This window comes from Viridibacillus sp. NPDC093762 (assembly GCF_050279675.1).
In the GTDB taxonomy this organism is placed as follows: Bacteria; Bacillota; Bacilli; order Bacillales_A; family Planococcaceae; genus Viridibacillus.
In genome coordinates this window covers 1-12,442 of sequence record NZ_JBNNUK010000005.1, presented here as the reverse complement: position 1 = coordinate 12,442, position 12,442 = coordinate 1, and the positions used below count along the sequence as shown (strand labels likewise).

Annotated in this window: 12 protein-coding genes; 5 read left to right on the top strand and 7 right to left on the bottom strand. The window is 33.0% G+C overall.

From position 1 onward, the window contains the following. Positions 1-137: 137 nt before the first annotated feature. Positions 138-917, bottom strand: a complete 780-nt coding sequence (locus ACQKM9_RS08335) for a YqhG family protein (RefSeq protein ID WP_427733927.1) — start codon at positions 915-917, stop codon at positions 138-140. A 70-nt stretch (positions 918-987) separates the two neighbouring features. Beyond that, positions 988-2,520 (bottom strand): DEAD/DEAH box helicase, encoded by a 1,533-nt coding sequence (locus ACQKM9_RS08330; protein ID WP_427733926.1) that lies wholly within the window; start codon positions 2,518-2,520, stop codon positions 988-990. 271 nt (positions 2,521-2,791) lie between these two features. Between ACQKM9_RS08330 and ACQKM9_RS08325 the strand changes: the two genes are divergently transcribed. The 4 genes from ACQKM9_RS08325 (at position 2,792) to ACQKM9_RS08310 (ending at position 7,089) form a co-directional block, all read left to right on the top strand. Next, the gene (locus ACQKM9_RS08325; protein ID WP_427734128.1) at positions 2,792-3,223 is read left to right on the top strand and encodes a YugN family protein; all 432 of its coding nucleotides are present in this window, start codon (positions 2,792-2,794) and stop codon (positions 3,221-3,223) included. Between the two features lie 139 nt (positions 3,224-3,362). Next, complete coding sequence (locus ACQKM9_RS08320) at positions 3,363-4,460, top strand: GerAB/ArcD/ProY family transporter (RefSeq protein ID WP_427733924.1); 1,098 nt, start codon at positions 3,363-3,365, stop codon at positions 4,458-4,460. A 24-nt stretch (positions 4,461-4,484) separates the two neighbouring features. Next, positions 4,485-5,942: a spore germination protein gene (locus ACQKM9_RS08315; RefSeq protein WP_427733922.1), complete on the top strand. Its 1,458-nt coding sequence runs from the start codon at positions 4,485-4,487 to the stop codon at positions 5,940-5,942. Further along, complete coding sequence (locus ACQKM9_RS08310) at positions 5,935-7,089, top strand: Ger(x)C family spore germination protein (protein ID WP_427733921.1); 1,155 nt, start codon at positions 5,935-5,937, stop codon at positions 7,087-7,089. The genes ACQKM9_RS08315 and ACQKM9_RS08310 overlap by 8 nt, the downstream gene beginning before the upstream one ends. Before the next feature lie 386 nt (positions 7,090-7,475). Here ACQKM9_RS08310 and ACQKM9_RS08305 read toward each other — a convergent pair whose 3' ends face one another. Together ACQKM9_RS08305 and ACQKM9_RS08300 are read right to left on the bottom strand one after the other, a co-directional pair. Next, on the bottom strand, positions 7,476-8,591 hold the full coding sequence (locus ACQKM9_RS08305; RefSeq protein WP_427733920.1) for a PRK06851 family protein: 1,116 nt from the start codon (positions 8,589-8,591) through the stop codon (positions 7,476-7,478). A gap of 276 nt (positions 8,592-8,867) precedes the next feature. Further along, positions 8,868-9,377, bottom strand: coding sequence for a YfiT family bacillithiol transferase (locus tag ACQKM9_RS08300; protein WP_427734127.1), 510 nt, complete (start codon positions 9,375-9,377; stop codon positions 8,868-8,870). Positions 9,378-9,525: 148 nt separating this feature from the next. On the opposite strand from ACQKM9_RS08300, the gene ACQKM9_RS08295 reads away from it, so the two are divergent. Beyond that, positions 9,526-10,083 carry an AAA family ATPase gene (locus ACQKM9_RS08295; protein WP_427733919.1) on the top strand — a complete coding sequence of 186 codons (558 nt, stop codon included), beginning with the start codon at positions 9,526-9,528 and terminating at the stop codon, positions 10,081-10,083. Between the two features lie 88 nt (positions 10,084-10,171). Here the strand turns inward: ACQKM9_RS08295 and ACQKM9_RS08290 are convergent, their stop codons facing one another. From ACQKM9_RS08290 to ACQKM9_RS08280, 3 genes are all read right to left on the bottom strand, one after another. Then, a complete protein-coding gene (locus tag ACQKM9_RS08290; protein ID WP_427733917.1) occupies positions 10,172-10,777 on the bottom strand; it encodes a hypothetical protein in 606 nt (201 codons plus the stop codon). Positions 10,778-11,052: 275 nt separating this feature from the next. Then, complete coding sequence (locus tag ACQKM9_RS08285) at positions 11,053-11,667, bottom strand: hypothetical protein (protein ID WP_427733916.1); 615 nt, start codon at positions 11,665-11,667, stop codon at positions 11,053-11,055. 55 nt (positions 11,668-11,722) lie between these two features. Next, a complete protein-coding gene (locus tag ACQKM9_RS08280) occupies positions 11,723-11,923 on the bottom strand; it encodes a cysteine-rich CWC family protein (protein ID WP_427733915.1) in 201 nt (66 codons plus the stop codon). Positions 11,924-12,442 lie beyond the last annotated feature (519 nt).

Here is a 12,442-nt window from a genome sequence, read left to right as displayed (position 1 = left end):
CTCCTACTCTCTTCACAAAAAAAGTACATTACTACAGTTACTTAGTAATGTACTTTCCTTTATAATAGGCGCAGTTTAATAATCAAATTATTTTTTATATCATCCCTGAGCTTTCTGCAAAATATCATCAGCACTCACTATCTCAAATAAAATAATCCACCATTAATAATTTCTATTTTAATTCTAGGGTCGTATTGTTCTTCTAGTGCTTGCTTCTCCATTTCGTAACTTTCCGGCTTATCTTCAACCCCATCATAAAAGTACTCTAATACTTGCTGTGCCTTTTGCCATCTTTTGTTCGCTTCTTCAGCCCAAGTATGGTCATCTTGTTGAACGATTTTTTCTATTGCCACATTTAATCGTTCTAAAGCGCGAATCGGTTTTATAATATAAGGCAGCTCAAATGCATTTTCTGGCATGGCTGGTATTAAATCTACTTCATTTAATGATTCTTGAAAGCCATCTAAAAGTTGGCCAGTCATTAAATTGATTCCAAAAGAATACAGCATTTCTTTTGTTTGATCACTGTAATATGACACTTTATAATTTACAGCAAGCCATGGAGTTAAAATGGTCTTTGTCTCAAGATTATTTACATTCTCAAACATTTGTACAATTGCCCCTAACTCTTTGGTTGCTTGAAACAATTGATTGAGCCGAGGAGAACCGAAATGTACAACTTCTCCTTTAATATTGCCGTCAAGCTTCGTTTGATCTGTAATTAATGTTAATTGAGCCGGACATGGTACACCGTTCGTACTTTCTAAATATCTCCAATAAAAAGGACGGTTCATAATTCGTTTATCCATATCAATCGTTAATTGCACAGTAATGTAATGGTCACTTTCATTTACAACATGACAATCGTTCTCTAGAAAAAAACTTCGCAAGTAACCATGAACTTGTTGTGGAAACATGTAAACCCTCCTCTGAATTCTCCTGGCGCTTCTTTTCCGGGCGAAAAACATTTACCACCGTTCTTTTGTTTTATATGGACTTTTTTAAAGCTGATAAAATGTCATCTAATTCTCCGACTACTTTTTCAAAGACGTCAATTTTAACGTAGAGCATGTCCAGAATGTCTTTTTCAATGGTGTTATCTGTCACTAGATTATAAATTTGAACGTCATGTTCTTGTCCTAAACGATGGACACGGCCAATTCGTTGCTCTAACTTCATCGGGTTCCAAGGTAAATCATAATTTATGACATGATGACAGAATTGCAGGTTTATACCTTCCCCTCCTGCTTCCGTGGCAATCAGGACTTGTGCATGTTCCTTGAATAAGTGCTTCATGTAATCACGTTTATTTTTTTTGAATTTCCCATTGAAAAGAACGCTTGTAATACCTTTTGAATTCAAATACCACTGCAAATAAGCTTGACTTGCTCGATATTCAGTAAAAATAATGACCTTGTCAGTTGTCTTGGAAATAATCTCATACGTTTTCTCCGCTTTCGTGTTCACTTCCAATGCCATTAGTTTTTGAATGACCCCTTCAACGTAATCTTCCTCTTCTTGGTCACCGCAATTTTGACGCATATTATTTAAGGTTAAGTAAGTAGCTTCCTTGCTACTACACATTTCCTTTTGTAAAGTAATCATTGAAAATGCGCCAGAAAACGCAGACGAAACATCTTTTAAATTCAAAATCAAATTGTAAACTTCTCTTTCTTCATCTGTAAATTGAATCGGGATAATCTGCACTTGTCGATTTGTCCATTCAATCCCTGTATCCTGTCTTCTATTTCTAACCATCACTTGATTAACTAATTCTCTTAAATACTCATCGTGCTCTAAATTATGTTTACTTGCTGAAAAAGAGGACTGAAACATTTCGTAATTACCTAGATGCCCAGGTTTTAATAAAGAAATGAGATAAAACAATTCAAATACATCGTTTTGAATTGGTGTAGCAGTTAATAATAAACAAAACTTTTTCTTTAAACTTTGGACAAACTCATAGATTTTTGTTTTATGATTTTTTAATTTGTGTGCCTCATCAATAATAATCATGTCATAATCTTGAGTGTATATTGCCTCTTTATGAGGACTCTTTTTTGCCGTATCCATACTCATGACTACTATATCGTATTGATCTAACTGAACATTTTTTTTATATGCAATTACCGGAATATAAAATTTATAATTTAATTCTTCTACCCATTGATTAATAAGAGAAGCTGGAGCTAATATTAATGCTTTTTTTACAAGACCTCTTATTAGATATTCTTTCAGTATGAGACCTGCTTCTATCGTTTTACCAAGACCAACTTCGTCTGCAAGAATCGCTTTTCCATTCATCCTTTCGATGACTGTTTCAGCTGCTTCTAATTGATGAGTAAGGGGTGTTAGGTTCGGTAAGTATTTAGGAGATTGGAGACCAGAAAATTCAGTAATAAGGTTTGTTTTCACTACGTCATAATTCATATTGTAAAGTTTCCAACTATCCCATTCACCATTACTCTCTAGCTTATTTATGAAGTCTTCTTCCCACCTAGACGACCTTTCAATAATCATGATCATCACCTCTTGAGATTTTTTCTTACTTATGTTGTCCCAAAAAGAAATACCTATGATTATTTATTTAAAAATAAACTCTTTAAAGATTATTAACATGTGAATAGAAGATAAAATGCACATATCTAAAATTTTTGATCTCATGTTTTTTCGTTTATATCTCAAGTTTTCTCTTTCAACTGGACACTTATTTTTTTTAACTCTTGTTACTTTTTTGTATGAGACTCTTCATTTTGTATAGAATAGTAATAATCTATTTTAACTGGAGTGAATAATAATTATTAGACTACAATCCCCTATTGAAGGTAGAAAAACTCATTTTGGATATATTCGAGAAATTTTCGAGGAATATGGTTGTAAATTTTCCTCTAATTTCGAGTATGATCAAGGGCAATTTGACAGCATTTTATGGAGAGAAGCTGGAGAGACGATATATTTAAGACTTCCCTTTATAGTTTTAGAGGGAGAATTAGATCACTACGAAGCTTTAATAGCATTTGGTTCCCCTTATGTCATAAAACATGTTGTGAATATCGGTTTAGACCGTAATGAAAATGCATTAACGGCTGTCGCTGGGGTTAGTCAATTTCAAAAGCCTTTGGATAAAGACGGTCATATTGAAGATAAAAGTAGATGGGTTCAAGCCAGCGAAAATAAAATAGAGAAATTATTGTACTCTCTCGAAGAGCCTTTAAGCTCCTGATAAAAATTTGTAAATAGCTAGAACCACTTGAATCTAATTAATTATTCAAGTGGTTTTAATTTTTTTGCACTATATTCCTTATAAACTTCCCCATTATTGGTAAAACTAAGAGATACCAATAGATGTTAGAGGGTGTAATGTGAAAAACATCGGTACAATTAGTATTTTACACGTCATTTTCTTGTCGATGACAGTAATCGGTTTAAAAAATCATGTAACTATTATTCCGTCGTTATTAAAAGTTGCTGAGAGGGATGGATGGGCTTCTATCCTATTAGCGACAGTCGCACTTTTTCCTTGGCTGTTTCTTTTAGTTTATATTCATAAAAAATCAAAACAAGAACCGATTAAAGATTGGTTAAAAAGTAAGTTAGGCACAGTTGTCTCTTCTATTGTGCTATATATTATAGCCATTTATCTCATGATTATGGCTGCTTTTACGATGAGAGAAACTTTGCAATGGATTACAACTACCTTTTTACCTAAAACACCTATGTTAATTATGTTGATCATTTATACAATTCTTTGTATCCTACTTGTCACATCTAACTTACAGAGCATTGCGATGATAAATGTAATGGTACTTTTAGGAGTAATTATTTTTGGCTTTTTTGTAGCATTTACGAACATTCAAGTTAAAGAACCCGAATTATTGCGTCCTTTTTTTGAACACGGCTTACAACCAGTTTTCAAAGGAATGGTATATCCAGCTTCCGGGTTTATAGAGCTCGTACTGTTTTTATTTCTTCAACATCAAATTAAAGGCAAAATTCTTTGGTACCATTTCACGATTATGCTTTTTATTTTAATGGGACTAACTTTAGGGCCACTCGTTGGAGCAATCATTGAATTTGGACCAACTGAAGCTACCAAACAAACGTATCCTGCTTATGAAGAGTGGGGACTCATTTCAATAGGTCGTTTTATTGAACATCTTGATTTTCTTTCAATTTATCAATGGCTTACGGGTGCATTTATAAGAGTTGGCTTATTACTATACGTCGTTGTAGATATTTTCAATATGAACGGGAAGAAAAAGCGTATTTGGTTAACGCTATCTCCTGCTTTCTTCTTTATTTCTTTATCATTATTCCTAATGAGCGACAGTATGTTTCTTAAAATTAAGGGGCATTATTTATTGACCGTTACTTTTCTCTTTTTTTTAATACTATCCCTTTTCCTTGGAATTATAGCTTTTTTTTCAGGAAGAGCAGATAAAAAGGCCCAAATAAAATAATTTTCTAGAAAGTAGTGAAGGATGATGACATCGGCTAAAGAGCCAATAGCTCTAAATACCTTGAGGCAGTTATTTCAAAAGTCTGCGGATGTTCATTTTCAATCGTATACATTCAATCAACATAATGTACACTTTATTACTTGTGATGCAATGATAAATCTACAGATGTTAAATGAAGTTATTGTCCAAAGAGTTCAACAATTTCTATCTACTAATGTAGATCAAAATTTGGAAGAAACCGTGAAAACCGAATTAATACTTCCTGATTTAATAAAAGTTGAAGATAAAGAAGATGCAATTTCACTTGTATTTTCTGGACACTTACTTCTTTTTTTTGAAGATGAATTGCTTCTATATTCAAGTAATATTGCTAAAATGCCCAATCGAAATCCGGAAGAAACTCGAATGGAAATGGTTATTAAAGGCCCTAGAGATAACTTCATCGAAGATATTTCAGTTAATATTGCCTTAATAAGAAAGCGATTGCCTACAAATTCATTATGCGTCGAAAAATTAGAACTGGGAGAACGTTCAAAAACTTCTGTGGCCATTCTTTATTTTGATGATATTGCCAATAAAGAAATATTGAGTGAAATCAAAAAAGAGCTTAATACAGTCGATACAGATATTGTTTTTAGCGGAGACATATTAATGGAGCACATTATTAAAAGCGGGATGCTCTTTCCACGTACTGATTATACAGGAAGACCAGATCATGTGATTCAGTCCTTAGTAAGGGGGCGTTTTATTATTATGGTTGACGGAGTAGCCTATGCAGTCATCACACCAGTGAATTTATTTTTACTCTTAAAATCTGGTGAGGACAATGAAAATACGATCATTTTCAGTTCAATTGAGCGGGTACTACGGGTGTTTAGTATATTAATCGGTTTGCTCCTGCCTGCATTTTGGCTCGCTTTAACTACTTTTCATCAAGATCAATTACCACTGCAATTACTAGCGACCATTGTACAATTGAATACAGGACTTCCACTTCCTTCTGCAGTTGAAATGCTCCTTATGCTTCTTATGTTTGAGTTATTCAGAGAAGCCGGTTTACGTCTTCCTGCTGCGATTGGAGGAACGATTAGTGTTGTTGGAGGATTAATTATTGGGGATGCAGCTATTCGAGCTGGGGTTACAAGTCCTGCGATGATTGTCATTATAGCGATTTCAACCATTGCAACATTTACGCTAATCAATCAATCACTTGTTACTGCAGTAAGTGTGTTACGTATTTGTTTTATTTTAGCTACAGCTTTTTTAGGATTATTCGGCTTCTTTATGTCTCTTTACTTTACACTTTTTTACCTATCAAATATTCGAACGTTCGGAGTTCCATACATGAATATTTCTGCAGATTTAAGTTGGTCAACCTTTAAAAAAACAATATTTAGACTTCCTCCAAAAGACTATAAAGAGCGTCCAAATATGTTAGATCCTCTAGATAAAACACGGAAAAAAGAGGATGAAAATGAATAAGAGAATATTGATTATTGCACTAATATTGTCAACCTTGCTTTCAGGTTGTTGGGATGTAGATGAACCTGAAAGGATGCTTTATATTCATGGTGTGGGCGTGGATTACAAAGATGGGGAATACGTAGTTTATGCCCAAATTATTGATTTTACCAATACAGCAAAAACGGAACAACCTACTACCAACCCCGTACAATCAGAAGTAGGTAATGCTAAAGGTAAAACAATTGATGAAGCAATTTTCAAGTTATATCATTCCATCGATCAAAAAGTTTTTTGGGGATTCTTTTCGTTTATCATTTTCTCGGAGGAAGTGTTAAAAGATGGAAGAGCAAATCCTGTTATCGATAATTTCCTTCGTTATAGAGAAACCAGATATCAAATCTGGATGTATGGTACTAATGATTCTATTAAGGATTTACTGTTAGCAACACCCATCATCAATAAAGCACTTATATTGTCAAAGTTGGGAGACCCGGAAAATTCATATGAACAAGAATCATTTATAAAACCCATCAATTTCCGCGAGTTAATAATTGGACTAAATGAACCTAATCATGAAATTGCGATTCCATTTATATCTGTAAACAAACAATGGGCGACTGAACAAGGAAAAGCAAAAACCACTGAGTTATCAGGAGTTGGACTACTCTCTCCAAAAAAGTTTAAAGGGTACTTGCCCGCGGACAAAATACGTGGATTACAATGGATGACGAAAGATACAAAACGTGGGGAAGTTACAGTCAAGATTGATTCTAATGAATCAGTAGAATTTACGGTTGTTGTTGATAAATTAAAAGTGAAAGTAAAACCAGTTGTTAGAAAAAGTGATGTAAAATTTGATATTGATTTAAAAATGAATGTCACTATTAGTGAATTTCATGGAGACGTATCGTCTGAGGAAATTCGAAAAGGGGTAATAAATGAAGTAAAAAAAGAAATAAAAGGCACATACAAAGAAGCATTAGATCATAATACTGATATTTATCGCTTATCTGAGTACTTATACCGTAATAACTTCAAAGCGTGGAAAAAATTCGAAAAAGATGGAAAAGTGGAGCTAAATGAGAATTCCATTCAAAATATTAACGTAAAAATTAAAAAGTTAAAATCACAGAGAAAATCATTTACTGAGACGATTGATAAATAATACAGTCTTATACAACTGAAATGCTATCTATATTCTTCGTTACAAATTCTTGGATTTGTTAAAATGTGATTAATAGGGAGACTTTTTTCCTAAGGGTTGTTGCTTACAATTCAATCTTTAAAGTGATGGTCCCCCTTTTTTTATTTAATCAAATTATGTAAGATGTTGTACGCTTAAAAGTATGATGTTCCAGTTCTCAATGGTTTAACAACATACACTCTTATAAATTTGAATAGCATACTAAAAAAGTTACTGAATTTCTCCAGTAACTTAATCTTATATATTTTTTAAAATTAAAAACTCTAACACTATTAATAAAGATACATACCTAACTGATGCCCACGATTAAGATATGCGCTAATAGTTCATATCTATCATAAAATACTTTACCTAAACTCATCCACAGTTGAACCTTTTACTAGCTCAACTATCGTATTTTCAATTTCTTTTTGTATACCTTCAACAATAGAGAAATCAACTGCTTCGCGATAAATTACTTCTAACTTATCATGTGATTTTTTTGCTTCAGCTAAACTTGCTGTTCCCTCGTTCATTTTATTTCGATATCGTTTGGAAATCTCCAAAATTTGCTCTTCATAAATCTCATCCGTTCTTGGGAAAACGGCAACATTATATAAATCAATTATTTCGTCGCCTTCACGAGATGGAAAATATTCATGAGGTGCAGTACTGTCAAAAATCGCGATTCCAATTTCTCTGAGGATGACCATATCCAAACTATTTGGATCGAACCCACAGTGATAGATTTCTACATCTATGCCTCTTTCTTCAGCTATAGAAGCTAATTTCTTCAGAAGAGTTGATTTTCCTGAACCAGGTCTACCCTTTAAAAAATAACGCTTACGAATGTTCTCAGTTAGATTTGGCACATAGTCTACAGCACCTATTGGCGTAGCTGCTCCTAAAAAGCGATGTCGGACATCTGCTTCCTTATTTAAATGAATTTCCCCAAAAAATGTTGTCTTTATTTCCTCAGTCAACACATTTAACTTTTCAAAATCCATATTGGCAATATAGATTGCTTCCCATTCATCATGAACGGCTAACGCTTCTGCATAAGTATGATAAGCTTGCGCATACGCCTCTTCTTTTTCCTTCATTAATTGAATAATTTCATCCTTTTTAGTGCTAAGTTGTTGTGAATTCCACGCATTCCCTAGATTTACATACTCCTCAATAGCACCAGGTGCCTTAGGTTCTATGACATGTGGCTCCGTCCCATCAACTATTCCTATTTTTAATGCAGGAAAAACAACACCATCAATAGAATCTGAATCGGAAGCACAATGGATGAATTCTACATCATACCCATTTTCTTGCCAGTCATTCGCAATATTCTTCATTAAAGTTGATTTCCCAGTCCCTGGACCTCCTTTTAATATGAAGACCTTCTCCAATCCCTCAAAATTAGAATCATATAGGCTAAAGAAACCTCTTGCCGTATTTCCTCCAAAAAAATAATGTAACGCTTTTCCGCTCACCTTAAAAAAATCTCCTCTCTAACTGGAAGTTTTTCTATAGATGTAAGGTATGCGAAAGAAGAGATATAGGTGAATGCCTAGTAAAGAATACTGGAGAAATTGAATAGCATATGTAATATGATGTACCGACCCACCTTTCAACCCCCATGTAGGTTTGAAGTAAAGTTTGAAAATAAAGAAACAGCTGCTCAATATTTAACTGAAAACAAAAAGAATCCATTATGAAAACAAGATTGTTCAAAGTGGATTTTTTATCTTTCAGGTAAATCTAATTTTTTATTCCTTTAAAGCATTTTTAATATGAGCTAAGTGATGATTACCATGCCACGCATAAATACCAATGTTTTTCTTGACCGATACAATACCAGAATCAGGATGGATTAATGTTCTTTTTAGTTGTTCATCAGTTAAATTTTCAAGTAAATAAACCCAACGCTCATGTAAGGATTCAATGATTTTCAAAGAAGTGACGATGGATAATTTTGAATCAGGCAACTCCGCCCATTTCTCTTCAGCATACGGTTTAATTATTGGATTTTCTTCTGTTAATGCTAATTTAAAACGAATATAAGCATTCATATGACTATCTGCAATGTGATGGACAATTTGTCGAATGGTCCAACTACCTTCTCGATATGTATACTCTAGTTCTTCGTCACTTACATGATGGACTACTTCCATTAATCTCATTGGCAACGTACGAATTTCATTTACCCAAGCCTTGATTTCTTCTGTTGAAATGTGTTCTGTACAAACGAATTCTCCTATCGGAAATCTTTCATTCATCATCTAGTTATTCCACCTTTTCTTTATTTTAGAAATTATATTAAATCCAATATTTGTTATATATTTTACATTTTTTACTGTACAATTAATATATCGATATTCAAGAAAAAGCAGATTACCTTGATTTTTTAAGATTGGAGTTATGTTTATGAATAGATTAGTAATTATGACTGTTGGTAAAACCCATAGCGGTAAAACTACATTTGCAAAAGCTTTAGAAAATCAGATGTTTAATTCTGTTGTCATTGATCAAGATAAGCATGCTGAATTCCTTCAAATGAATTACCAAACACTATTACCGAAACAAGGAAAGAATACAATTAAATACGCTCTGACACAAACCATTGTTAATTTTGCTGTTACTGAAACGCATTGCCATCTTATTTTATGCAACTCAAATCGCAATCTAAAAGGACGCTTAAAGCTACTCGAACAATTCCATAGCAAAGGATTTACGAGTATTCTTGTAAGTTTTGAAATTCCTGAATATGTTCTTAGAGATCGTGTTGAGAAAAGTCAACGTGATACTTCTATACTAAGAACCGCATCAACTTTTGCTGAAGTGCTTACTCGACAGCACAATGAAACGAATCAAAATGATGTAGTGGCACCGATTGAAGGTGAGGCAGACCATTTATTTATCATTAAAGACTCCACTGAAGTTGAAACGGTTATCCGAAAAATTGTTGATCTTGCTCAAATTTGAGGCAACTCTTTCTTATATCAACTATCGAAAGCGAAAATTAAGGATTTACAATCGAATTAAACAACATTATTTTCTCTATACATTTGCACTACTCCAAATGTATAACAATCTCCAGCCCTGTTGCTTTATCATTAAAGACATCGCTGTATTCTTTAAACACTAAAGTCATCTCCGAAATATCGTCAGGTAATGGTGGAGAAACAGTGAATGTATGCACGAAGTTCCCAGTCGATCCTGATGCTCCGTCATTTCGACAATCATAAGCTTGTCCAATAGACAAAGTAAAATGATTATGATTGAAGTGACGATCGATTAGTGTTTCATTTGTTTCATTCCAATCGATATTAAGATGGACAACACTGGCATTTTCAAACTGTCTTATAAACGTTACAGTATAAATTTTTTCATTAATTTCAACTGATTTCAAAACTGGTAAATGCTTTCTAAACCCACTAGGTTCAACTCGAGGTTTAAAATAGTCATGCATGCTAACTGTTCCAAATAACGAACTTAAATATTCTTCATACAAATCAAATTTTGTTGCCCATTTTGAGAGCACTTCATCAGGTGGAAAACCTGAACGGTCAATTGAAATTTCCTTGCGTTGCTTTAATAATGTACAGATTTGTTCATCAATCGAGAAAAGCTGTTCATCATAGTGATTTGAAGATTGCTCAATAGAACTTCGTTTCATCTAACTTCCCTACTTTCTTTTTATTGATATAGATTTCATTTTACCTGATAAAGGAAATTATAAGAAGTTACCAGATTTATTATCATTGCTCATGTATGCCTTATAATTAAAAAAGTTATCTAGAAAAACTTATAAATTTATAATATGGTCACTTTTATTTCTAGAAATAATTATTTTGAATAGCATATAAAAAATAAAAAGTCGAATTCCTATAAAGTGAAGGAATCGACTTTTCTTTTGCATTCAAAGCACCTATTTTTGTATCAAATTTTTAGTTATTTTTTCCTACGACTTTTAATGATTATAACAGTCAGTAAAAGTATTAACATTATTAATACAATATATATTTGTGTATTATTTTGTGCGCTTTCAGAAGGTGACTTTTCTTGCCCCATAATGCTTTCTATGTCTAAAGTTACTTGTTCAGCCGGTGTCTCACCTTTCCCTAAAGCTTGAATATCCTCTTTAGCTCCCGACAAAGGCGCAGTTCTTGAACAAGCGTTAACTCTTAATTCTCCACCGTCCTTATATGCATATACCAAATATTTTTCATTTAAAGAGAATCCATAGCCACAACTAGCCGAACTTCTTTCTGTGAAAACAATGACTTGTGTTTTGTCGATTCCTTTCCATGATTTATCTACTTCCAATAGAATAGCAATTGGATCTGCAGAAGATTGTATTTCGTTATTTTTGTTAATATCAACAATTTCAATAACTTTACCAGAGAAAACTGCCGAACTACTTTTTAAAGCTTCTTTTGGCGGATCTGGCTGAGCACATGAACAAGCATAACTTTTATCAATGGGATAAATCAAAACACTAATAAACAACATAGCTAATAAAAACACGATTCGTATGTTGTTTTTATTCTCAGTCGGTTTATTCAAATCGATTCCTCCATCTATATTTATATTACGCTTATAGATTTTATAAGTTGAATTCTTACTTTGTCTTACCTTCTTCTTCTCTATATGTATCTAAACAGTTTTTGCAAATACATTGCTTTCCCTTGCTCTCTTGAGGAACTAAATCAAAAATTCCTTTAGGAAATTTCTCTATATAACACCAGCACGCATTTTGACCTTCTATTCCAGCCATGCATTTGTTTTCCTCACCACATAAAGGGCAATTTTTTTCAGTCAATTTTCTCCCCCCTGTCTATTTCAAAATTTTATTTAACAATTAACATTTTAAAAAGGTAAATATTGTAGCAATTCCTGATGATACTTATTAAATCACTTATTTTGTTTTGCATAAAAAAATATGCCATGTATTTTATGTGATCTATATACTCGCTATCAGTCACTTGTTCATACTCTATGTCTTTTGCTAGCGGCAAAATTGCAAAGATTTATATAATGATTGAGATGTTTTTACAGACTATGTGCATTCAATATCCCTCTACCTTCAGTACTGCAATCACTGTATTTTACCATATAAAAAAATCAACTTCCTTTTACATGAAGAATCGACTCTGATTTTTTACTCTTAAAGCAACATTAGTCCAATAGTCAATGGAATAGTAAATTACTTATTGATTTCAATAAAAAAAACAGGTTTATATTTGTGAACTGACCCAAGAAAGTTAGACATATTTATTTAAGCAGCTTCTAAGACCTGAGTTCGGTATTCCACCGGGCTTAGGTCTTTTAATTTTTCCTT